Genomic DNA, 24254 nt, shown 5'->3' on the forward strand with positions numbered 1-24254 from the left:
ATAGATTTAGCTATTTGGTTATCATTTTAAACTTTCGAAATAGAAAGTCAATATAATGCATTAGATATACGAAATTACATTTCACATTAAAGGAAATATATTCTTATTTTGTTTAGAGGTTTCCTATTAATCTCTAAAAAAAAGAAAGACAACATTAAGTTGCCTTTCTTCTGTTCATTATTATTTATAAACTACGATTGATCCAACTGATTTGTCAGTAGATTGACCATTAACTCGAACTTTTAAACCGTAGTGTCCGATGTTACGACCAGCATCTGGTAAGAATGCATTATTGTAGTCTTTGCTATCATTAAATAAAGAGATGCTTTCCTGACTTGGAGATTTCAATACTTCCCCTGTTGGATATGAGATATTATAACCTGATGTCGGATTTAATCCGAATGCTGCATCCGCTACATGGAAACGAGAAGATGCTTCAGCGCCATAGTTCCATAATAAGTTTGTATCGTCGTGAGCATCTACAACACCTAAGAAACCATCACCTGGGTGAACACCTGTCCAGTTCTCTGTAAAGCTATCATCAACATACCATACTACTAAACCACCGTCATAGCTTAATAGAGAGTTTCCACGTTTAATGTGAGCTAAACCTTCGTCAGCACCTTTATGGTTACGCCATTCTAATAAGTAGTAATGATCTGCATATTTGTTTCCATCGAATTTTGAGAATCCTTTTAAAGTGAATGGTGAAGTTGCATTTTCAGCACCGTCATCAACAATTGTAGCACCATCTGCTACTACTTTAATATTATCTGCAAAGAATCCAATGTTTGAAGTACCCCAGTCAGTAGCAGAACGTAGGCGAAGCTGAATTTTTTGGCCTTTATATGCTGATAAATCAAAGCTTTGTGCTTCCCATCCATTTGATTTCCCAGTGAAACCAGGCATTGAATTTAAGATTGTTGGATATCCTTCAGCCACAACATCACTTCTAGTGTGAGTGTTTCCTAATGATTTCCAAGTTGCTCCATTGTCAGTTGAAACTTGAACAAATGCGAAATCCCATTGCTCTTCCATATCGTACCAAGCATCAAACGTTAATGTTGCAGAAGCTTTTCCTGTTAAGTCAACATTCGTTACCATGCTGTTATCCATTTCGTCTGCTTGTCCACCCCAATACTCATAAGTGCCAGCAGCCGGTTTATTGACTGGTAAAACTTTTTTCGGTAAATTCACTTGAATTGCTTGGTTGTTTTGGCCAAGTGGTGAATTTGCTTGATCTAATAAGAATTGAGTACCTTTTGTCGATACATCTTCCCAATTTACAACAGTTGGGTTAGTCCATTTTCCACCTAAAGTTGATTGAAAATATGATTTTGCCCATGGAGAGAAACCTGTTGGCTCTGTTCCAGGGATTTTCCCTGCCCAAGAACCAGCTGACATAATTGACCAATATTCAACGGCCTCACCAGCACCAGAGTAAATTGTATCATACTCATCAGGTAGCCCTAAATCATGACCATATTCGTGTGCAAATACTCCTGTTGCACCGTCTTCTGGCATCATTGTGTAGTCGTAAAAACCAGGTAAACCATTTCCAAGTCCATCTGGATCAACAAATTTAGCAGAACGGTGAGACCAAATTGCATTGTCTCCTTGTGCTCCACCGCCAGCCTCTTGGCCCATACCTGAGTGAATGATTTGAAGGTGATCAACTAAACCATCTGGCTCCCAATAGTTTCCATCTCCATCTAAATCATGTGGATCTTCTAAATCGTAATCTTGTAAAGGAACGCCTGCAGCTTTTGCAGCAGCATAAGCATCAATTACTAATTGTTTTGATCCACCTGGTGTTACGTTATCATGCCCAGTTTTAGAATCTTTTCCGTAAAATGCTGCTGTTCCTGGTACTTTTAACCAGCCATATGCTTGACCATCAACTGTATAAGTTCCACCAGATTGTTGTTCATAATATTGTTTTTGTGAAAGGAAAGTTTCTCCGTTTGGACCTTTCACACCATTTTTACCAAAAATCATATCTTCATAGTGTTGTGGAGTATAATCTGGGTACCAGTTGTCTGTTTCCTGCTTCTTAATATTGTTATGAGGAAGATCAGAAAACTCTACCATAAGCGTTAAAAGCTTACCTTTCTTTTGAATCCCCGGTGAAGCTGATTCCGAAACTGGATCTGGAGTGCCTTTTAATTGACCATTTTTCTTACCGTTTCCGTGTAATAGGCCATTAGTAAAGTCTTTAAATTCACCATGTTTAGCAGCTTCTGCTTTCTTTACTTTTCCAGCAATTGGATCTTTCTCTGTTACTAGATCCACTTGACCTTTAACCGCTAAATAATTTTGTAATGCAGCTTGTTTCTGAGCTTCAGATGCATTTGCAGAAACTACCCCACGTTTAACTAACGCAGCTAATAACTTTTCGTCATTTACTAATGATAGATCTAAAGTACTTTTTGAATGCTTAGCTAATGCACTATGTACTTTACTTAAGCTTTCAGATGATGCTGTTTTTAATGGAATTCCTGAAAATAAAGTTCCAGCAACCATTACTGATGCAAAACTAGTTACAACAAACTTGTTCAAAATAAGCCCCCCTTAATAATTTTCAAAGTACATTTTAATAATATTCTAAAAATTCTTATGATTATAGAGGGTTTTATTCATCAAATACTTACAAAATTCATAATATTTTTACAAAAAATTTACTTTTCTACATAAAAGCTCGTCGAATTTCGTCAATTTTTATAACTTGTTTTTTTTTAGCATCTATCTTTAGTCTTATATTAATCTTTTTATCTACTTTTTATATCTAGAACTTTTGAATGATTAAAATTGCATTAAAATAAAAAACAAAAAATAATACATGTAATTTTAACTATATAATATAAATTTCTATTTTCAAATTTTGACATTTTTTTCCTTACCAGTATAACAAAAAGAAGATAAGTAAAAATTTTTTTACCTATCTTCCTTGACTAGATTTAATTTATCTTCTAAGTTTGCCAGCTTCTTCACTATACTCATGAAGTTTACTAGATACTTTGTTACCGATTCGATTAAAGCATATGACATATAAAGAATCGATTATGTTTTGTTGAGCCATTTTAGAGGCAATACTTCCTATTCGATTATCTTGTTCCATGTCAGGTGTGCAAAGCTTGATATCAGCTTCCTTAAATAACGGAGATTTGCCAAGCTTTGTAATTGCAATGATCGTTGCTCCCTTTTTCTTAGCAAAACGAGCAAGCTCTAATACATCCTTTGTTTTTCCTGAATTAGAAACGGCAACAAAAATATCGCCTTCTTCCATATGACCTACTAAAGTGATTACCATATGAAAGTCTGGAGACATAATCGCATGGTAGCCAATTTTACCGAATTTATATGCTCCGTCCATAGCTGATACAGCTGAACCGCCTACTCCATAAAATATAATTTTCTTAGCTTTTACTATTTCTTCGGTTGCTTTATCTAATTCTCTTTTATCTAAAGTTGATACCGTTGCTTCAATAGCCGCTTTATTTACGTAAGTGACTTTATTAAATAAATCATACGGCGTGTCCTTCTTATCCATTACAGAAAAATCATTAATATTCATTTCAGCTACAGTCAAATCTCGAACTAATGCTATTTTAAAGGCTTTAAAACTACCGATACCTATTGTTTTACAAAATCTAACAACACTTGCTTCACTAGCTCCAGTATTGTTAGAAATATCTTTAGTCGTTAAGTTTGGTACTATTTCAGCATGATCCATTATATATACAGCGATTTTTTTTTCGGCTTGCGTAAATCGATCCATATAATTTTCAATTTTTGATAAGATTGTTAAATGTTTCATTTACTAAACACCTTTCTATAAAAAAACAAACAAAATACTATTATTCTCTATTATGAACCAAATGTTTAGAAAATCATATTAATAACCAAATTAATGTTAATTTTTAGTACTTTTTACATTTAAAAACCTACTAAAAATAAAAAAGTGTAGGAAAATTGCTTCCTACACTCAGTTTGTAGACAAAATACTTAAAGCTTGATTTTCAGACTGATTGAAAGCGCTTGTCTTTCGAGGCACGAAGCCTGGTGGTGGTGCGGAGTTACCTTAGACGGTAATGAGCACCGCAGACAGGCGAAGCAACGAAGAAAGCGAGCGGTTGTCAACAGTCTGAGTGTAGGAAAATTGCTTCCTACACTTTTTATCATTATTGCTGTACTGTAACTGTATGTGGTGTTACTGAAACTTTAAATCCATCTTTACTAGATACATCAGCAGATATGGTATACGTACCATTTGGAACATCTGCTTCTGGAGTCCAATTTAAGTGAATTTCATTTTTATCTTGAACGTCCATTGAATCAATTACATTACCATTTGAATCTTTAACATAAATTTTCCAATTTACATTGTTATTTGCAAATGCATTGATTCCTGCAGGTGTTTTTGCGTTTACATTTTTATTCGGAGACACACTGAAGTAGCTAACAAGCATTCCTTCGTTAATATAAGAAGGGTCTCCCCAAACCGTATAACTTTGGTTTAATGCATAATCTGCTCCTAATACTACAACACTCTTAGGTTCTTCCTTTACTAGAGTAGATGTTACACCTTGAGCTAATGGCTTATATTTGCCGTTATACCAAACGATCGCACCATTAAAGCCACTTCCAGCATCATCCGCTTTGAACGAGATTTCGTACTGTCCATTCTTAGGTGTTACTTTTATATCTGAAACAACAGGAGCAACTGAGTCAATATGTAATGGAAGTTTTACGATTTGTGGCTTCGCACCATCATAATCAAGTGTTGTTTTGATTACATAGTTATAAACGCCATCCTTCACTACTTGCCCATTTTGATCTTTTAAATCCCAACCATATCCAGTATTCATATAGTCTCTGAAAGACATAATGTTTTTTCGGAATTTCCACGGCTTACCAGTATATTCACTAAAATCACCTAAGTATTGAAGTAATTCACCTTTTTCGTTTTCTACGTACATTTCAGTTTTAGCTAAGTTACGTAGCACTGTAAATGATGGATATACTTCTTTCAATGGCGTATTAGGAGACATTACAATTCGATCCATATTAAAACTTCCTGTTCTTGGATCATAACCTAATGGGAATACCCCTTCTGCTCCTATTTCATCATTCCATAGAGTTGTATAGCCTAAGAATGCATCTTTCTCATATGCTGCTGGATCAATATTTTTTGGTTGATCCCATATGCCATAATACCCCATGTAAGGAACTGATAATGGTACTGCTGAATCGCTATTATTTCCAGAAGGAACTAAACGTACGTAACCTTCGACAAATGAACCATCTTTTAAGCTTGATGGAAGTTGAATCTGAACATCAAGATTTTTTTCTTGTCCTGGTTTAATTTTTAATGTCTTTCCTTCTGTACTTGTAACTGTTTCACCATTTACAGTTGCCGTAGCACCTTGTACACACTCACTTTTTAATGTTAAATATTCTTTTGAATCTAACTTTCCATCATTGTCTAGGTCAAATTCTTTTGTTTCTCTGCCATCTGTATATACATCTACATACACTTGATACTCTAAATCTTTTACATTTAGATTTTGAAGCGCTTCTGCATTTAATTTGAAGTGAATATTATTGTTAACTTCTTTAAGTGCAACTGCTCCTGCTTGCTCAAGTGGCGTTTTCTCTCTTGTCACAAGTACAGGCGTTTTAATTGCGTTTTGAATTTGCATTAGTCCAGAACCTTGTACACGAGGTGAATAGAGTACTTCATTATTTGTACTAGGATCCTGAATTAGTTTAGAAGTATTCATTAAAGCTATTTTTGCTTTTAACGCTGTACTCTCTGAATGTTTTAATCCTTTTTCATATAGTGATTGTAAAACTAATGCTGAACCACCAGCAACATGTGGAGATGCCATTGATGTACCACTCATAACCTCATAGCTATTACCTGGTATCGTTGAGTAAATATTACCTCCTGGTGCAGATATTTCAGGTTTAAAGTCTAATGTATGTGGTGCACCATATGAAGAAAAATAGGACATCTTATTTTTATCTGGGTTATCAACATATAGCCCTTTAGACGGTTTCATTTTTACAACATAACCGCTTTTTAACTTAGTAATTAATTCATTCCCTATCGCTTTACTTGTTGTAGCTGCCTGAACATTGAAATAAGGACTCAAATAAACTAATGGATAGTCGACATCTACATCAGCTGGAACAAGAATGATTGCTTTTGCGTTCTTTTTCTTCGCTTCAGATTGAATATAATTGTAAGTAGCATATCTATCCTTTGGTTTTGCTACAACAATCTTTCCTGTTAAGTCAGGAAGATTTTTGAAGTCAGCTGTTTTGCCTTCTCCAACATATACCATTTCATATGTTTCTAATGGTGATAATACTTTTGATAGGTTAAAGTTATATTGTGATTGGTCTTGGTATGGAAGCTGTATTCCATTTTCTTCTTTTAGTGTATTCATATGTATACTTGTATTTTCATATGAAGCAACCGATAATGCGAATGGACTTACACCAGGTTCTCCTACAGTACCAATATCAGGATTTTCAGCATATGGTTTTAAAGAAGATTGCAGCAAATTATTTCGTGTACTATAAGCAGAGTTTCCACCAGATACTACGACAAGCGTACCTTGCTCAGTCGCTTCACGGATCACTTTTTGAATCGGATCATCAACTTCACTAACAAATCCTGCATCAGTTCCTAAACTCATATTTATGACATCTGCTCCCATTTTTACCGCATGCTCAATTCCTGCAATAATGTCATCTTCATATGCCCCATTACCTGTATCAGAGAATACTTTTTCTGCTAGTAATTGTACGCCTGGAGCAATACCTTCTACCCCATCATTTGCATCATCACCGTTTGCACCAATTGTACCTGCTACGTGCATGCCATGTTCATTACCTGAACCATGTGGAATGACATCTGTATCATGATCTGCCCAGTCATATCCAGTTGGAACTTTGTCACTATACCAAACTTCTCCTACACTTGTTTCAGCTAGTTTACTTTTAATATTTTCTTGATTCCATTTTTCTTTTGCTTTTCCTTTTTCAGTGATTGTCATGTCTTTATGCGTATAATCAATACCAGTATCAACTACCGCTACTAACAATCCCTCACCTTGATATCCATAACTTTGCCAAACTTTTTGAGCTTGTACTAATTCTTTACTTGCTCCCATTGAAGGTTGGAACTTTCTTGCAATATGTACATTCGTTACGCCTGGTGTTTCTTGAATTTCTTTTAAGTTACGATATTCTGTCTCCATACTAAATCCATTAAAACCTTCATAAAAACGTTGATTAATTTTAGGTACGGATCTTTCCTTTGAAATCTTTGAGATGACTTGATCTTGCTTCTCTTTAAAACGTACTTTTTTAGTTTGAGTAGAATCATCCGAAGTTGTAGGCTGTTCAACCTCAACGATTACACGTACTTTTTCATTTGGTTTATAAGCCTGTGCATCTTTTAAATCTTTATAGCCAAATGGGTCTACAGCTTGCTCCCCAGTTTGTTTTTGTTCTTCAGCAAAAATCTTTTGGCCTTGCTTTGCAATCTCATCTAACCTTGGAGCTGGCACTTGATTTTCATTTGTTCCCTCAGCAAACCCAGTTGAAGTAAACAACATTGAAGCTAAAGTTGTCGTTGCAAGAACTTTGTAAGGAAAGCTTTTTCTCTTCTTCATTTCTAATCTCCTCTACAGTAAACTTTAATGTTCTTAATCTATTAAAATACAAATAGATTCAATCCAAACAGATCCAATGAATTGCTAAAACTTTACTAAGAAATTTGATACTATATTAAGTTTAAATACGTTGCTCGTATAATCATATTGGGTTATTCAACCGGACTTTTGGCTTATTCAATTTGGAGACAACTTAAAGAATTCAAATAGAAAAAAAGTGGAATTTGACATATTTAGTCGAGGATGTTCGAAAAAAATTATTAACTCGGGAAAATTGTATTAATTAGGTTGAGACAATTTAAGGTTATATTAGGTTGTATTAAATAAATGAAGCATTTTGCCATTTTCATCTGAGGTCTATTAATTTATGAATAGGTAAAAATATGCTATTAGCAGAAGTCAGAACAATCAGTTTTTACCATCTTTACGACAAACTTCTACTTATTTTCCACCCGAACATTTGCAGTGTTGGTTAGTTAGGCTTTTTTAGCTTATTAATGAAGTAGTTTACAAAAAAACACTTCAATTTGGGAAGTATCTTAATGGCATCTAACAAAATTTGATTGTTTTGATGTATTTATTGGTTATGTTTTGTTTTAAGTGGGGTTTAGCTATTTTAATTGCGATTCCTGCGTTTTTAATTGCCATTTCCCTTTTTTATTTGCGATTCCACGTTTTTAATTGCCATTTCCCTTTTTTATTTGCGTTTTCATGGCTTTAACCTCCACTATTATTTCACCCCACCTAAAAAATCAGATTTTTTTATACAATTCACAATTCTTAGTTTGTTAAATTACCTTTTTTTGGATAGAATGGGTTTGTAGGCTTTTAAAGTCTTAATACATAACATTAGGAGTGAAAAAAAATGCCAATCGATGTTTATTTAAATTTTAATGGTAATACACGTGAAGCAGTTGAATTCTATGCGGCTGTATTTAACACAGAAACACCAAAAATTATGACGTTTGGTGAAGCACCCCCAAATCCAGAATATCCACTACCTGAAGAAGCAAAAAATTTAGTTATGCACACTAGACTGAACATTAGCGGTAGTAATGTTATGTTCTCTGATACTTTCCCTGGCTTCCCTTTTAACCAAGGAAATAATATTTATTTATCTTTTTTAAGTGAGGACATTGAAGAACTTAGATCTGTCTTTTCTAAATTAAGTGATGGCGGTAAAGTAGAAATGGAGCTTCAAGAAACATTTTGGAGTAAAGCTTATGGTAGCCTAACAGATAAATTCGGCATTCATTGGATGTTTAATCACGGTACTGGGGAATTTTAATTTATAAATAAAAAAAGGAAATGAACACTTTATTCATAGGATTCATTTCCTTTTATTTACATATTTCTACTACACTTCCTCACTTGAGATATCTCTCATCTTGCTCTTCAACCTAAATTTCTTTTCATTCAGAATATTTACTATATAATAAGATATATTTCTAGTTCTCTAAAAAGTAGGTGAAATTTTATGCAAATACTATTAAAACGATTATCACAAAATAGAGAAAAATTAAGCCAACTTGAAAAACAAGTATTGGATTATATTCTGCAAAATACGGATTATATTACAAAGCTGAATCTTGATGAATTATCAAAAGAGCTTTATGTCTCTACAGCAACAATTAGTAGAACATGCCAGCAATTAGGCTTTCGTGGGTTTCAAGATTTAAAATATACTCTTTCAATGGAAACAAATAAGGTTCAAAGTCCAGGTTCTTCTACCTCCTATCTCTTTAATACACATATTGAGAGAATGAAAGAAGAAATGGAAAAGACATTGGAATATATTGATGAAGAAAAAATTAAGCTAGCTGCTAGTTATCTAAACGAAAGTACACATGTTGAAATATTCGGGGTTGGTAACTCACTTCCTGCTTGTGTCGACGCTTCTAGAAAGCTAATGTTTGCAGGAAAGTTATGTAATGCTCGAACTGATTGGGACGAGCTACGAAGTGCTGCAAATAGTTTAACAGAAAATGATTTAGCCATACTAGTTTCATATAGTGGTGAGACTTTACATATGTTAGAATTTGCCCATATTTTAAAGAATAGGAACGTTAAAACGATTGCCATAACTGGAAGCCACTCAAATCGGTTACAAAAAGAAGTGACTTTATCTCTTCAAGCTTATATTACAAACACATACTTTGGTGAGCTTGATATGACTTCAAGATTTCCATTAAGTATGGTACTAGATTTTATTATTATTGCTTATTTAAACGAAATGAAAATATGTTAGATAATCAAAAGAGACAGAAGTCGTCTATTTCGGACCACTAATGACTCTTTTTATTTATGTTCTTATTAATCTATTTAAAGTAAGCAGTATACAAAAAATGTACACGCTTACATAAATACCTCAAACGGTTGTTAAACGATTATGCCGTGAGTATTCTTAAGACATAATAAAAACGAAGGAGCTAAAAACATGGCAAAGAAGAAGTCCGTTAAATCACAACTTTGGGAATTTTTCCAAGGGCTAGGTAAGACCTTTATGGTGCCTGTAGCATTATTAGCCTTTATGGGTCTTATATTAGGGATCGGAAGCTCATTTACTAGTCCGACAACAATTGAGACTTTCCCATTCTTAGGAAACTCTGTACTTCAAGTTATTTTTAGCTTTATGTCCACTATTGGTGGATTCGCCTTTTCATACTTACCCGTATTATTTGCAATGGCAATTCCATTTGGACTTGTACGATATGAAAAAGGTGTTGCTGCTTTCTCCGGATTTGTTGGCTACGTCATCATGCACTTATCAATTAATTTTTATTTAACAGAAACAAATCAATTAGTAGCGGCAGATAAAATGCGCCAAACTGGTCAAGGTATGGTTATGGGGATACAAACAATTGAAATGGGTGTATTGGGTGGAATCATCGCCGGGATAGTTGTTTATTTGCTACACAACCGCTTTTATAGTATTAAACTTCCAGATGCATTTGCATTTTTTGGTGGTGCCCGTTTTGTTCCAATCATAACGACACTTGCATTATCAGTTGTTGGGATCATCATTCCGATGATCTGGCCAATTTTCGCAATTGCCATTACAGGTATCGGAAGTTTAATTCAAAAATCTGGCGTTTTCGGACCATTTTTATTTGGTGCTGGTGAGCGTTTACTATTACCATTCGGTCTTCACCATATTTTAGTTGCAATGATTCGTTTCACGGAAGCTGGTGGTACAGAAGTTGTTAACGGTCAAACGGTTTCTGGAGCTCTAAATATTTTCTATGCACAATTAAAAGCTGGTGCCCCAATCAGTCCATCAGCGACAGCTTTCTTATCTCAAGGAAAAATGCCTACATTCATGTTTGGTTTACCTGCAGTTGCGCTTGCGATTTATCATACTGCCCGACCAGAAAATCGCAATAAAATTAAGGGGCTATTAATTTCTGGCGTGATTGCAACTTTTGTAACCGGTATCACTGAGCCAATTGAATTCTTATTCTTATTCGTTTCTCCACCTTTGTATTTCATTCACGTTATTTTAACGGGACTAGGTTTTATGGTTATGGCTCTATTACATTTAACAATTGGTAATACAGATGGTGGAATATTAGACTTTATTATCTTTGGCGTTTTACAAGGAGTAAAAACAAAATGGTATCTTGTACCTGTAATAGGAGCAATTTGGTTTACCGTATACTATTCAGTTTTCAGATATGCAATCTTGAAATATAATTTAAAAACTCCTGGTAGAGAAGAAAAAATTGATGATCAACAAAGTGAGGCACCATTGGTAAAAGGCACAAATGCCCAAGCATTAAAAATTCTTACTGCTTTAGGTGGCAAAGAAAACATTCAATCACTAGATAACTGCATTACAAGATTAAGACTTGTTGTAGATAATATGAATATCGTTAATGAAAAAGTTCTAAAGGATTGTGGTGCACTCGGTGTTGTAAAATTAGACGAACACAATTTACAAGTCGTTATTGGTCCACAAGTTGGTATTCTTAAAACACAATTAGAAAAATTATCATCTTAAATAAATTGGGGTTGTACGAAATGAAATACAAATTTGATCAGATCGTTGATCGGACCGGTACTTATTGTACACAATGGGACTATATTGAAGATCGATTTGGAGTGCCGAATTTACTACCATTCTCTATTTCAGATACTGACTTTCAAAGTCCTGATGAAATCATACATGCGTTAGAAAAGCGAATGAAACATGGTATTTTCGGCTATACGCGATGGAATCACGCTGAATTTAAAGAATCAATAATCGATTGGTTTCATAAGAGATTCTCCTGTGAAATTAAACAAGATTGGATTGTTTATAGTCCTAGTGTCATTTATTCAATTTCAAAAGTAATGGAATACTTGACAAATGTTGGGGATCATGTCGTTATCCAAACTCCTGCATATGATGCCTTCTTTAAAGTAATACAAGATAACAATCGTTTCATTTCTGACAATCAATTAATCTACGAAAATGGAGAATATCGAATCGATTTTGACGATTTAGAACAAAAACTTTCTCACGAGCGTGCCAAGATTCTTTTACTATGTAGTCCGCATAACCCTTCAGGACGTGTTTGGACAAAACATGAATTGGAAAGGATTATAGGTTTATGTAATAAACATAATGTATTTATCATTTCTGATGAAATTCATATGGATATCGTATATGAACCTAATATCCATATCCCGATTATAAAAACTAGCATCAATTTGGAGAATGTATGTATTTGTACTTCTGCAAGTAAAACGTTTAACACTCCAGGGCTAGTTGGATCATATATGATTTTACCAAGCCAAAAGATCAAAAATGAATTTCTTCTATCTTTAAAAAATCGAGATGGTCTTTCATCTGCAAGCATTTTTGGGACACTATCGACAATTGAAGCCTACAAAAACTGTGAGGACTGGGTTGATGAACTAGTCGAATATACTAATGATAATTTAAAAACAGTAGAAAATTATCTAAACACTCATCTTCCAAAACTTAAATTTACATTACCAGAATCAACATACTTAGCATGGATTGATATTTCAGGGCTACCATTTTCCAGTGAGCAATTACAACATGCACTTGTTCATCATGCAAAAGTAGCCATCATGCCCGGTGAGACCTATGGTGAGGCTGGGAAAGGATTTATCCGCTTGAATATTGGATGTCCCAAATCTAAGATTATTGAAGGATTAAATCGGCTAAAAAAAGCTATAGATTACTTAGAAAGTAAGAAATAATTAATTTAATAACCCTCTAAAGGTAGAAAATCAGAAAACTACTTCTTTTAGAGGGTTATTCATTTGAGAAAATAGTTAAATATTGCATATTGGATTTTTCCTTATGATTTTATTTAAAGAAAGCGCTTGTTTCGGAGTTGCTAGCAAGAAAAATAATTATGAACAAACGTAAAAAAAGCATTGGAATCCATAAATTCCAATGCTTTTTAGTATTATGACTTAAATTCTATCTTCTCCAAGTATAAGCCGCCTGGATCTGCAAGATTACTCACTTGAGCACGATCTTTTAATTCAATTATTTTCGATATATTTTCAGCTTGTAATCTACCTGCTCCAACTTCAATTAGTGTTCCTACGATTTTTCTTACCATATTGTATAGGAAACCATTTCCGCTTATTCTTATTTGAATAAATCCGTCTATCTTTTCAAAATCAATCGAGTAAATTTCTCGTACCATCGATTTCTTTTTAGATTTAGCATTTGAAAAGGCTGTAAAATCATGTTCACCTAAAAAGTACTTGGCTGCAGCTTTCATTTTTTTAAGATCTAGTTTCTCTTCTACATGCATACTATATTTGCGCATAAATGGATTCGTATATTCCTCATTCCAAATTTTGTATATATACGTTTTTGCACTAGTATTATATCTAGAATGGAAACGGTCAGATTCAATCGATACTTCCTTTATACTAATATCTTTAGGTAAATAACGATTTAAATAACTTTTAATTTCTATTTCAGGCATGTTCTCTTTTATTTTGAAATTAGCAACCTGTTCAAATGCGTGTACACCTGCATCAGTTCGACTGCTTCCAATAATTTCAACTTCTCTTCCTACCATTTCTGAAATTACATTCTCGATTTTACCTTGAATTGTATTTTCACCATTACCAAGCCTTTGCCAGCCTTTATATCGGCCACCATCGTATTGTATGACTAATTTATAATTGTTCATCTCTTGCTCCTTTATCCAACGCTATGTATGTACTACTTACCTTCTTCCTGCTCTTAACACTTTACCACTTTTTTATGACATATCCTATTTTTAGCCTATTGGCTCTAATTTCATAACTTGTTTCACTTTTTCACAAACTACTTTAAGACTATATAGTAGAAATGTTACATGATACATTTTACATTATACTAATAGTAACAATTTTAAGGGAGTTTGACATGGTACTTGATGAGTTGGCATTAAAGATTATTAATGAAGTTAGAAAGTTAATACAAGAAGATATCATTATTATTAATAAAGATGGCATCATTATAGCAAGTACAGACCCAGCACGAACAGGCACATTTCATGAAGGCTCATTAATTGCAATTAATGAACGAAAAACGTTCACAATTACATCTGATGATGAAAATCGTTTAAGCGGTGTGAAGGCTGGAATTAATCTACCTATTTATTTCCAAAATGAAATAGTCGGAGTAATAGGCATTACAGGAAATCCCGAGCAAATATCGCCTTTTGGAGAAATGCTACGTAGGATGACAGAATTAATAATTAGAGAAAACTATTATACAGATCAAATTGATTTGCAACAAAGAACGTTAGAAGCATTTGTATTTGATTGGATTCAGAATATTGAGTGGGATGATTATTTTTATGAACGTGCCACTATGCTAAATATTGATTTAAATTATAATAGGCAGGTTATCATTTTTGAATGGGAAAATACGAATAAAGTCCCGATTGATACAAGACAATTAATCATTGATTTGGCGAATCGAAATAAAGATGACGTATTTGTTCGTTGGGGCAATAATCGAATTGTATTTTTAGCGAAAGTTGACGATACGAATAAAGATATTCATACACTACAAAGAATAGATGATTTATATGAAATGATAAAAGCTCGATTAAACTCACCCATTGCTGCAGGCGTTGGGCAACAAATTACTCCAAAACAATTACATCATTCATATCATCAAGCGGATCGCGCATTAAAAGTTGCGTTAAAAACTAGTTCAATTATTTTTGATGAAGATTTAACAATTGATTTAATTCTGCAGGAACTTTCACAAGAGATTAAGAAAACATTTATAGAGCGGACAATTGCACCTTTATTAAATGAAGAGGATTTATTTATTACAATTAAAGAGTATTTAAATCAAAATCAATCTCTTAAAAATACCGCTCAATCGTTACATATTCATATAAATACACTTCTGTATCGCCTAGGTAAAATTACTGAATTAACGAAATTGAATCCGAAAGATATCCAAGATTTAGTAAAATTGTATATCGGAACATACCTACTAGATGATTCTACAAAAAAACACCGTTAAATGGTGTTTTTTCTGTATGTTCCTCTATAGTAAATTCATCTACTAACTCTTTATACTTGAGTTAAGAAAATGGGGGGAATATATTTATGATTACAAATGACATTGCACAAAGTTTTATAGCAATTGTTGGTAAAGAAAATTATGATGATTCAAAAGTGGAGAGACTCGTTTATTCTTACGATGCTACACCAAATTTGCAATCTCTTCCGGATGCAATCATTAGTCCTCGTTCTACTAAAGAAGTATCCGAAATCGTTAAAATCTGTAACAAAAACCATATTCCGATTGTTCCTAGAGGCTCTGGAACGAATTTATGCGGTGGTACTTGTCCAACCGATGGCGGTATCGTTATCTTATTTAAACATTTAAACAATATTCTTGAGATCGATGAAGAAAACTTAACAATTACAGTTCAGCCCGGTGTAGTGACTCTTGATATGATCAATACAATCGAAGAAAAAGGTTTATTTTATCCACCAGATCCAAGCTCAATGAAAATTTCTACAATTGGCGGCAATATTAATGAAAATTCAGGTGGCTTACGTGGACTAAAATATGGTGTAACACGTGATTATGTCATCGCACTTGAAATCGTATTAGCAAACGGAGACATTATTCGAACTGGTGGAAAGCTAGCAAAAGATGTTGCAGGATATGATTTTACTCGTCTATTCGTTGGTTCTGAAGGAACTTTAGGTATTATTACTGAGGCTACATTAAAGCTTATTCCAATGCCAGAAACGAAAAAAACAATGCTTGCATTATATGATAGCTTGGAAGATGCAGCCAGAACGGTTTCTAAAATTATCGCTAATAAAATTATTCCTACTTCCCTTGAATTTATGGATCAACCTACTTTAGAAGTAGTTGAAAACTTTGCGCAGATTGGACTACCGACTGATGTTAAAGCTGTCCTATTAATTGAGCAAGATGGTCCAAGTGAAGTTGTAAACAGAGATATCGAATTAATCAAATCAATTTGTCAGCAAGAAAAATGTATTTCAGTTAGCGTAGCCAAGTCAGAAGAAGAAGCAGTAGCATTACGTACGGCTAGACGCTCTGCTCTTTCAGCTCTTGCACAATTAAGACCAACAACAATTTTAGAGGATGCAACTGTTCCCCGTTCTAAAATTGCTGAGATGGTATCTGCAATTAATGTGATTGCTGAAAAACATAATGTTAAAATTTGTACATTCGGCCATGCAGGTGATGGAAATCTACACCCTACTTGTCCTACCGACGCTCGTGATCACGAAGAAATGGAACGCGTAGAAATGGCATTTGCAGAGATATTTGAAAAAGCAATTGAACTAGGTGGCACGATAACAGGTGAACACGGTGTTGGTATTGTAAAAGCTCCTTACCTTGAATTAAAGCTTGGTAAAGAAGGCATTAACGCAATGCTTGCTGTCAAATCAGCTTTAGATCCAAATCATATTATGAATCCAGGTAAGGTCTTTGCAAAAGACAGTCGTAAAAGAATGGTGGTATCAAAATGACAACACTTCAAGAACAACAAGCTATCGGTCAACAATTTAAAGAGCGTATGAACGAAGATGAGCTTTTAAACTGTATGCGATGCGGTTTTTGTTTACCGAGCTGTCCAACTTATATTGAATCAGGTCAAAAAGAATCACACTCACCACGTGGTCGTATCGCTTTAATGAAAGCAGTAACGGATGGATTAATTGAACCGGATGAAGATGTGGAACGTACACTTGAGCTTTGTCTTGGATGTCGTGCATGTGAGCCTGTTTGCCCTTCTGGTGTGAAATATGGTCATCTACTAGAAGAAGCTAGAGATATTATTGCTCAACACAAAAAACATTCACTTCCAGCACGTGCTGTTCGTAAAGTTGTATTTAAAGAACTTTTCCCGCATCAAAAACGTATGAGACTTGCAGTTGGTTTATTAGGTTTATATCAACGAACAGGCCTTCAAGTCGTTGCAAGAAAAGCTGGAATTATGAAGTTGATCCCAAACAATTTATCGGCAATGGAAAAGGTTTTACCAAAGGTCCCGACTATGAAAGAAATGAAGTCACGCCCTGACTATTTGCCACCATTAAAAGAAAAAGTAAAGAAAGTTGCATTTTTCTCTGGTTGTTTAATGGATACAATGTTTTTAGAAACAAACAATGCAACGATGAAGCTTTTACAATTAGCTGGTTGTGAAATTGTCATTCCAAAAGACCAAGCTTGTTGTGGTGCATTACATGGTCATAGTGGTGAAAAGTCGATTGCAAAAGATATGGCAAAGAAAAACATTGAGGCCTTCGAAAATCTCGGAGTAGATTATATCATTACAAATGCAGGAGGCTGTGGTGGTTTTCTAATTGACTATGATCATCTTCTAAAAGACGATCCAAATTGGAAAGAGCGAGCTCTTGCTTTTAAAAATAAACTAAAAGATATATCAGAAATTTTAGTAGAAGTTGAGTTTCATAAGAAAGTAAAATTAAGTTTACCAGAACAAATTATTACGTATCAGGATTCATGCCATTTAAGAAATGTCATGAGAACTGCTTCTGCTCCAAGAACCTTATTGAAGTCAATTCAAAATGTACACTATCACGAAATGAAAGATGCAGATCGTTGCTGTGGTTCAGCTGGTATTTATAATATCGTCGAATCCGAAATGTCCATGCAAATACTAGATTACAAGATGAAGCAAGCAACAAAAACACAAGCAACTACAATTGTAACAGCTAACCCTGGGTGCTTATTACAAATGAAGTTAGGTGTAGATCGAGAGAATCAATCTGATCATGTGGAAGTAGTACACATAGTTGATTTACTTTTAAAAGCAGCTGAATATAAAGCAAACTAATAAAAAACACAAGGAATTTAATTTTCCTTGTGTTTTTTACTGCCCTACTATTCACATGACTTTATGCAATAAAATGCTATGGAATGAATCCTTGGCTCCATATTAATATTAATATTAATATTAATATTAATATTAATATTAATGTTGTACAACTGTGTATGTTGCAGCAGCACTTGTATTACCTGCTTTATCTTTTGCAGTTACAGAAATAACTGTTCCTTTTTTCTGTGCTTTGATACTAACTGAATAAACTCCACTAGTGTTAGTTGTTGCAGATCCTAGTACTGTAGTACCTTTTTTAACCGTCACAATTGAACCTTTTTCAGCTTTTCCAGTAACTTTTAAATCATTGTCATCTACACGATTAATCGTTGGTTTAGATGGTGGGATTACGTCCACAACCACTACACTTGTACCTGCACTTACATTTCCTGCAGCATCTTTAGCCGTTACAGTTAATGTTGTACCTGCATATTGAACAGGGATTGTCACTGAGAAAGTACCAGTAGATGTTGCTTTTACAGTTCCTAGGATTGTTGTTCCTTTTTTAACTGTTACAGTCGAATTGGCTTCCGCTTTACCTGTTACAACTTTATCGTTGTTATCAACTCTGTTTACAGTTGGTTTAGATGGAGCAATAACATCAACGACCTTTGTCGTTCCAGCCACACTAGTATTACCAGCAGCGTCTTTAGCATAAACACTTAAAGTTACTCCTGCTTTTTGGACTGGAATCTTTACTGAATAAGTTCCAGTAGATGTCGCTTTTGTAGGAGTTCCTAATACCGTACTACCGTTTTTAACTGTCACAGTAGAATTCGCTTCAGCTTTACCTGTTACAACTACATCGTTATTATCAACTCTGTTAACAATTGGTTTTGCAGGCGCAATTACGTCAACAACTTTTGTTGTAGCAGCTACACTAGTATTACCAGTTGAATCTTTAGCGTAAACACTTAAAGTTACTCCTGCTTTTTGAACTGGAATCTTAACTGAATACGTTCCAGTAGATGTCGCTTTTGCACTTCCTAGTACCGTACTACCGTTTTTAACCGTTACAGTAGAATTCGCTTCAGCCTTTCCGGTTACAACTACATCATTATTATCAACTTTGTTTACAGTTGGTTTAGTCGGTGCTACATTGTCATAGAATTCTGTGTAAACTGAGTATTCGTCATCCTCTGTGTTGTTATTAAGTTTATCGCCATCCCAAACACCAACATAGTATGTACCAGCTTTTATTTGAACAATATAATATTCGCCAAAATCATCATAATCGTTCTCTAACAATTTGATTTTACCAGTGTTTGCGCGGTCTTTTTCAAAAATATTAAATTTCAGATCAATATTATCAGAATAGTTCGAACCAGAAATATAAACTAATCCATCGCTAGGTACAACGACTTTATGATAATCTATGTCACTGTTCGGAAGTAACTGGCCAAACATGTCTATTTCAAATGGTAATTTGTCTGCTGAGTCAAATGTATCATTAGACTCTATTTCATCTAAATAATCATAATCATCCTCTGCTGCAGCACTATAGTTTGCTACACCGAAAGTTTGACTTTTATTATATGGATTAAAGTTTGGTTTAACACTTAAGTTATTAAACTGTCTATCTCTAAACATATTTTTTGCTTCAGAGTTGTTTCCTTCTGCATGTGCAGTTGTGAAGGATAATGGTGAAGCTAATAAACCTAACGTTGCTAAAGATAAAATTCCCTTTTTCATCATAATATTCTTTCCCCTCTTTATTTCGTTCATTAAAGTGAACCTCTTTTTAGTATCCGTTAATAACTACCCAAGTGCAATAAAAATTTTGCCTTAAACTAATAAAACTTTTTGATTGCCGAACAATGCTTAATGTCGATTTAATTTAATCACAAATTACCCTACAAAGTAGTATCAAAACTTGGTGTGATTGAACAACCACTTCATTTCTGATATCACCTCCCCTAATGAATGGATTAAACCAACAAACTATCACTATGCGTTTTTTCTGCCTTCCTGAACAGCTCCCCAATCCTCCTTTAAACTTTTGATGATAATTATATTTTACCTACATACCCTTTCATTTTTTTGAGTACCCAACATTCATCATTTCAACTCTTTTAAAAATAGTCTCTGTTAAACTAAAATGTTGATTTTTACTTCTAAAAAAGACTGATTAACAGAAAATATTCTCTTAAAGATACACGAAAAAACCTATCCCTTATAATGGATAGGTATTCTACAAATAATGATTCCAATAAAAATATTGGTACTAATAGTTGATATATCTTCCAATGAACTTTATTTAAGTTGTTCAAATTTTATTATTAACATTTCCTATTATTACGTTCTTCTGTGTTTCTTAGATAATTAGCACATTTCTCTTTGAAACACTTAGTTACTGTTCCTGGTTTAAGCTGATCTTTAAACTTCTCATAACAATAACATACTTCATCGTCCTGTTTAGGCGCATTTTTACGACTAAACACCATTGGTCCGATTTCAGCAGGCTTTAAATCTACTATTCTGTTATCTTCTTTGTACTTATCTAAACATGACTTACATATACAAGATCTTCTTACCTCATCTGTTGATATCTGATTAAAAATCTCTCTTGGGAAATACTCATCATTACACCAACAATTCTTCCCACTTGAGCACTTATTCTCATTACCGCACATGGGACAGAGTTTAATTGCCATTAAATACCCTCCTCAATAACTGGTTAACAAAAGCAATTACCTTTTATTCTATTCGTTTTCTAAATTTATTCATTTAATTATATCATTCCTTATTAATCTAAACTGCCATATTATTGAATAGGAATTTTAGCAATCTACTTTAATAGTGCTTAAAAATAAAAACACAAGGAACTTTAATTTCCTTGTGCTTTTCCTTAACTCTGAACGATTTACTTTTTTAATGAAGAAATGGCTGTTCTTGTTTGATCGATATATTGAATAGTTTGATCGTATTCTTGTGTCGCGACAGCCATAAATAAAATATCGATGACATGAAGTTGTGCCATCCTAGATGAGGTTGCCCCACTTCGAAATGTTGCTTCCCTATGTGGAGAATTAAATAATTTTATATCCGCTAGGTTTGATACAGAATTGGAACCGAAGCCCGTTATACTAATGGTGTTCACACCGTTTTCCTTTGCAATTTGAAAAGCTTTTTGAACCTCCAACGTTTCGCCAGAAAATGAAATTCCTACTAGGACGTCATTCTCTTCATGATTTGCTATTTGAACAGCTAACAAATGCAAATCAGTAAATGCTGAGGTATATTTTTTTATACGTAAGAACTTTTGCTGTGCGTCTAAGGCGACTACCATTGACCCACCTACACCGAAGAAATAGATATTTCTAGCTTTTGTTAAAGCTTGAACAGCTTCCTCTAAATCACTTACATTAATAATATCGCTAGTATCTTTGATGGCCTGGATATTGTTATTCATCATCTTTTTAATAATGGAAGTAGTTGATTCCCCTAAATTGATATCTCTTGACCCTACTTCTGTTGTCGTAATGATATCACCTGCAATTCGTAGCTTAAGCTCTTGAAAACCTTTTAGACCAAGTGAACGACATAATCTAATAATTGCAGAGTTGCTTGTTTGGCTTTTTTCTGCAAGTTCAAACACTGTATATTGAATCGACTTTTCTGGGTTTTCAATGATATATTTAGCTGCTCTTCTTTCAGATGGTGGAAGTTTATACAGCATTTCGTTTAACATGATTAAACCGCCATTTAATGCATTCATTTAATCTACTCAACTCTCTCTATATTTGTATAAGACGAAGAATTTGGAAATTCCTAACCGACATTTTCCCCTATTTTAATCGGATTCGAAATCTAACTATAAACAAATTATAAAATATTAAGTATAAAATCTGAATTATATTTTTAATAAGAAATAAAAAGCGACAGTCTAGTAGTACTAGTTGCCGCCCTCTAATTAATTTTTTACTACCTTGCTAATAAAACCACTAGCTTTTTTCAAACTGATCATTGCTTCATCGTAATTCATTCCGGTTAAAATCATAACGATTGCTACTTTCGTTTGATTATTGGCTTTCAGTAAGTAATTACTTGCCGTTTCATAATCACAGCCAGTAGCTTCAACTATTATTCTTTTTGCTCGATCAACTAGTTTACTATTTGTTAATTGCAGGTCTACCATTAGATTTTTATATACTTTTCCAATTCCAATCATTGAAGCCGTCGAAATCATATTACAAATTAGCTTTTGAGATGTTCCAGCTTTTAATCTGGTAGAACCTGTTAACACCTCTGGTCCATTATCTACTTCGATTTTTTGGAAGGCAACCTCTCCAATTTTTGACCCTTTATTACAAGCTACCGCTACAGTTTTTGCACCAATCTCGTTTGCATACTTTAAAGCACCTATTACATAAGGCGTTCTTCCTGATGCTGCAATACCGATCACGATATCATTTTTTGTAAGGGATATTCGTAATAAGTCTTCCTTACCTAGCTCTTCGCTATCTTCAGCACCTTCAACAGCTTTAATAAAGGCCCTCTCTCCTCCTGCAATTAACCCAATTACTTCACTCGGATTCGTTCCAAATGTAGGTGGACATTCAACTGCATCAAGCAGACCAAGTCGTCCGCTTGTACCAGCACCTGTATAAATTAAACGTCCTCCGTTTTGAAATGCTTCAACAACTAGCTGAACTACATTCGAAATCATCGGAATCTGTTCCCTAACTGCTAGAGCCACCTTTTGGTCTTCTTCATTCATTATATTTAAAAACTCATCGACGCTTAATTGATCTAAATTACTCGTACGATTGTTTCTAATTTCAGTTGTTAAGTTTTCTAACACAATTACACCTCAATCATATGGCAGGATTTTTACTCTTTTGTAATTCCTGCTCTTCCTGTTTTTACTATACTTAATTATTTTTGACGTGAATTAACTTCTTTCATAGCTAATAAATATCCTCCGTATGTCGAAGAGACTTCGTCCGTGTAAAATGTTACTGTTGGATAGTGCTCATGAATTGTTTGAATAAACGTTTTCTGAACAATTGGTATTCGATTTAGAATACTTCCTTTTATTGCAACTCGTGGCTCTTCTCGATGATTTAATTTCTTTATGGCTTGGATGGTCATTTTTCCAAGAAGTTGACCAGCTCTTTCTAGAACTGATAAGGCCATTAAATCACCTATATTGGCCATTTCAACTATAAATGGAACGTGTGAAGCAATCTCAGCTTTTGTATTGTGATAAATATATTTTTTAAGTTCTTCTACTTCTTTTAACTGCAATTTTTCCAGCATTTTCAGAGATAAATAACTTAATGGAACACCTTCATCAAATTCCTGTGTAATTTTTTTAAAGATATCCATGCAAATCCAATATCCGCTTCCTTCATCCCCTAGAAGATGTCCCCATCCGCCTGCCGTTATAGTCCGTTCTTTATGCATTCCGATACAAATTGAACCTGTACCAGCGATTGTTAATACACCACTTTGTCCATTTAGTAATGCTGCATGTGCAATTTGTGCATCATTAACAATTTTAAATGGGATATGAAAAGCATCATTTAGTGCCTTTTCTAACGGACCTCGATCTTTCACTCCACCAATTCCAGCAATTCCTAAAAATAAGAACAGGCAATTCTCTTTTGATAAAGGGCTCAGGCAATTTTCAATTGCTGCTATAATGTGATTAATTCCATCTTCTTCATTGATTAGTAAATTACTGAACCCAGAATAACCATGACTAATAATTTCACCTTCTAAATTATAAGCAATAGCCTCTGACTTAGTTCCTCCACCATCAAGACCTATAACATATTTCACTAAAACTGCCCCCTACCATCTTTCGTCTATTCTATGACTATATGAATCGATTATTTCTCGGCTAATTTTTTATGTAAACGAATAATATGCTCGATAAGCTTTTGTTCACTCATTGCAGTCATTAAATGATCTTGGGCATGAATCATTAATAGAGACTTTTCACATGGCTGACCATTTAATTCAGCTTGAATTAAAGTCGTTTGTGTTTTATGTGCATGACCAATTTCTTGGTGGGACTCTTCAATTAAGCGATCTGCTGTTTCAAAATCATTTTTTTCTGCAGCCTCTAATGCCTCGTAAGCAAGTGATCTTGCATTCCCACCGTGTGATATAATTTCAAAAATTTCTTGTTCGTTAGTCATCATCATATTCATACTCCTTAATTTTTGTTTTTTATTTAACC

Annotated in this window: 17 protein-coding genes; 7 read left to right on the plus strand and 10 right to left on the minus strand. The window is 34.1% G+C overall.

The features are described 5' to 3' along the window. Nucleotides 1-180: 180 nt before the first annotated feature. From RAH41_RS18145 to RAH41_RS18155, 3 genes are all read right to left on the minus strand, one after another. A complete protein-coding gene (locus RAH41_RS18145; protein WP_331224479.1) occupies nucleotides 181-2559 on the minus strand; it encodes an immune inhibitor A domain-containing protein in 2379 nt (792 codons plus the stop codon). Between the two features lie 403 nt (nucleotides 2560-2962). Continuing rightward, on the minus strand, nucleotides 2963-3817 hold the full coding sequence (locus RAH41_RS18150; RefSeq protein ID WP_331224481.1) for a MurR/RpiR family transcriptional regulator: 855 nt from the start codon (nucleotides 3815-3817) through the stop codon (nucleotides 2963-2965). Between the two features lie 364 nt (nucleotides 3818-4181). Continuing rightward, nucleotides 4182-7688, minus strand: coding sequence for a S8 family serine peptidase (locus RAH41_RS18155; RefSeq protein WP_331224482.1), 3507 nt, complete (start codon nucleotides 7686-7688; stop codon nucleotides 4182-4184). An 865-nt stretch (nucleotides 7689-8553) separates the two neighbouring features. On the opposite strand from RAH41_RS18155, the gene RAH41_RS18160 reads away from it, so the two are divergent. From RAH41_RS18160 to RAH41_RS18175, 4 genes are all read left to right on the plus strand, one after another. Further along, the gene (locus RAH41_RS18160) at nucleotides 8554-8976 is read left to right on the plus strand and encodes a VOC family protein (RefSeq protein WP_331224485.1); all 423 of its coding nucleotides are present in this window, start codon (nucleotides 8554-8556) and stop codon (nucleotides 8974-8976) included. A 189-nt stretch (nucleotides 8977-9165) separates the two neighbouring features. After that, nucleotides 9166-9936, plus strand: coding sequence for a MurR/RpiR family transcriptional regulator (locus RAH41_RS18165; protein ID WP_331224487.1), 771 nt, complete (start codon nucleotides 9166-9168; stop codon nucleotides 9934-9936). Nucleotides 9937-10125: 189 nt separating this feature from the next. Next, on the plus strand, nucleotides 10126-11688 hold the full coding sequence (gene malX, locus RAH41_RS18170) for a maltose/glucose-specific PTS transporter subunit IIBC (protein WP_331224489.1): 1563 nt from the start codon (nucleotides 10126-10128) through the stop codon (nucleotides 11686-11688). A 20-nt stretch (nucleotides 11689-11708) separates the two neighbouring features. Next, nucleotides 11709-12899: a MalY/PatB family protein gene (locus RAH41_RS18175; RefSeq protein WP_331224490.1), complete on the plus strand. Its 1191-nt coding sequence runs from the start codon at nucleotides 11709-11711 to the stop codon at nucleotides 12897-12899. A gap of 212 nt (nucleotides 12900-13111) precedes the next feature. On the opposite strand, the gene truA is transcribed toward RAH41_RS18175, so the two are convergent. Then, nucleotides 13112-13855, minus strand: coding sequence for a tRNA pseudouridine(38-40) synthase TruA (gene truA / locus RAH41_RS18180; protein WP_331224492.1), 744 nt, complete (start codon nucleotides 13853-13855; stop codon nucleotides 13112-13114). 218 nt (nucleotides 13856-14073) lie between these two features. On the opposite strand from truA, the gene RAH41_RS18185 reads away from it, so the two are divergent. The 3 genes from RAH41_RS18185 to RAH41_RS18195 all read left to right on the plus strand — a co-directional run bounded on the left by RAH41_RS18185 (nucleotide 14074) and on the right by RAH41_RS18195 (nucleotide 18022). Then, nucleotides 14074-15192, plus strand: coding sequence for a CdaR family transcriptional regulator (locus RAH41_RS18185; protein ID WP_331224493.1), 1119 nt, complete (start codon nucleotides 14074-14076; stop codon nucleotides 15190-15192). An 86-nt stretch (nucleotides 15193-15278) separates the two neighbouring features. Beyond that, the gene (gene glcD / locus RAH41_RS18190; RefSeq protein ID WP_331224494.1) at nucleotides 15279-16691 is read left to right on the plus strand and encodes a glycolate oxidase subunit GlcD; all 1413 of its coding nucleotides are present in this window, start codon (nucleotides 15279-15281) and stop codon (nucleotides 16689-16691) included. Next, the gene (locus RAH41_RS18195) at nucleotides 16688-18022 is read left to right on the plus strand and encodes a (Fe-S)-binding protein (RefSeq protein WP_331224496.1); all 1335 of its coding nucleotides are present in this window, start codon (nucleotides 16688-16690) and stop codon (nucleotides 18020-18022) included. Before glcD ends, RAH41_RS18195 begins: the two co-directional genes overlap by 4 nt. Before the next feature lie 138 nt (nucleotides 18023-18160). Here RAH41_RS18195 and RAH41_RS18200 read toward each other — a convergent pair whose 3' ends face one another. The 6 genes from RAH41_RS18200 to RAH41_RS18225 all read right to left on the minus strand — a co-directional run bounded on the left by RAH41_RS18200 (nucleotide 18161) and on the right by RAH41_RS18225 (nucleotide 24219). Further along, nucleotides 18161-19759 (minus strand): Ig-like domain-containing protein, encoded by a 1599-nt coding sequence (locus tag RAH41_RS18200; protein WP_331224499.1) that lies wholly within the window; start codon nucleotides 19757-19759, stop codon nucleotides 18161-18163. 584 nt (nucleotides 19760-20343) lie between these two features. Then, nucleotides 20344-20718: a cysteine-rich CWC family protein gene (locus RAH41_RS18205; protein WP_331224500.1), complete on the minus strand. Its 375-nt coding sequence runs from the start codon at nucleotides 20716-20718 to the stop codon at nucleotides 20344-20346. Between the two features lie 209 nt (nucleotides 20719-20927). After that, nucleotides 20928-21782 (minus strand): MurR/RpiR family transcriptional regulator, encoded by an 855-nt coding sequence (locus RAH41_RS18210; RefSeq protein ID WP_331224502.1) that lies wholly within the window; start codon nucleotides 21780-21782, stop codon nucleotides 20928-20930. 195 nt (nucleotides 21783-21977) lie between these two features. Further along, nucleotides 21978-22868, minus strand: a complete 891-nt coding sequence (murQ, locus tag RAH41_RS18215; protein WP_331224504.1) for an N-acetylmuramic acid 6-phosphate etherase — start codon at nucleotides 22866-22868, stop codon at nucleotides 21978-21980. A gap of 74 nt (nucleotides 22869-22942) precedes the next feature. Further along, nucleotides 22943-23851 carry an N-acetylglucosamine kinase gene (locus tag RAH41_RS18220; protein ID WP_331224506.1) on the minus strand — a complete coding sequence of 303 codons (909 nt, stop codon included), beginning with the start codon at nucleotides 23849-23851 and terminating at the stop codon, nucleotides 22943-22945. A 50-nt stretch (nucleotides 23852-23901) separates the two neighbouring features. After that, nucleotides 23902-24219, minus strand: coding sequence for a PTS lactose/cellobiose transporter subunit IIA (locus RAH41_RS18225; RefSeq protein WP_056468190.1), 318 nt, complete (start codon nucleotides 24217-24219; stop codon nucleotides 23902-23904). Between the last annotated feature and the right edge of the window lie 35 nt (nucleotides 24220-24254).

Origin of the sequence: Gottfriedia acidiceleris (genome assembly GCF_036421055.1) — a bacterium.
Lineage (GTDB): Bacteria > Bacillota > Bacilli > Bacillales > Bacillaceae_G > Gottfriedia > Gottfriedia acidiceleris_C.

Excerpts from the sequence above, each read along its gene's own strand:
- RAH41_RS18210 (WP_331224502.1), bottom strand. The coding sequence starts at position 21,782 with ATGAATGCATTAAATGGCGGTTTAATCATGTTAAACGAAATGCTGTAT.
- RAH41_RS18150 (WP_331224481.1), bottom strand. The coding sequence starts at position 3,817 with ATGAAACATTTAACAATCTTATCAAAAATTGAAAATTATATGGATCGA.
- RAH41_RS18175 (WP_331224490.1), top strand. The coding sequence starts at position 11,709 with ATGAAATACAAATTTGATCAGATCGTTGATCGGACCGGTACTTATTGT.
- RAH41_RS18225 (WP_056468190.1), bottom strand. The coding sequence starts at position 24,219 with ATGATGATGACTAACGAACAAGAAATTTTTGAAATTATATCACACGGT.
- RAH41_RS18205 (WP_331224500.1), bottom strand. The coding sequence starts at position 20,718 with ATGGCAATTAAACTCTGTCCCATGTGCGGTAATGAGAATAAGTGCTCA.
- truA (WP_331224492.1), bottom strand. The coding sequence starts at position 13,855 with ATGAACAATTATAAATTAGTCATACAATACGATGGTGGCCGATATAAA.
- RAH41_RS18185 (WP_331224493.1), top strand. The coding sequence starts at position 14,074 with ATGGTACTTGATGAGTTGGCATTAAAGATTATTAATGAAGTTAGAAAG.
- RAH41_RS18165 (WP_331224487.1), top strand. The coding sequence starts at position 9,166 with ATGCAAATACTATTAAAACGATTATCACAAAATAGAGAAAAATTAAGC.
- malX (WP_331224489.1), top strand. The coding sequence starts at position 10,126 with ATGGCAAAGAAGAAGTCCGTTAAATCACAACTTTGGGAATTTTTCCAA.
- RAH41_RS18195 (WP_331224496.1), top strand. The coding sequence starts at position 16,688 with ATGACAACACTTCAAGAACAACAAGCTATCGGTCAACAATTTAAAGAG.
- RAH41_RS18160 (WP_331224485.1), top strand. The coding sequence starts at position 8,554 with ATGCCAATCGATGTTTATTTAAATTTTAATGGTAATACACGTGAAGCA.
- RAH41_RS18155 (WP_331224482.1), bottom strand. The coding sequence starts at position 7,688 with ATGAAGAAGAGAAAAAGCTTTCCTTACAAAGTTCTTGCAACGACAACT.
- glcD (WP_331224494.1), top strand. The coding sequence starts at position 15,279 with ATGATTACAAATGACATTGCACAAAGTTTTATAGCAATTGTTGGTAAA.
- RAH41_RS18200 (WP_331224499.1), bottom strand. The coding sequence starts at position 19,759 with ATGATGAAAAAGGGAATTTTATCTTTAGCAACGTTAGGTTTATTAGCT.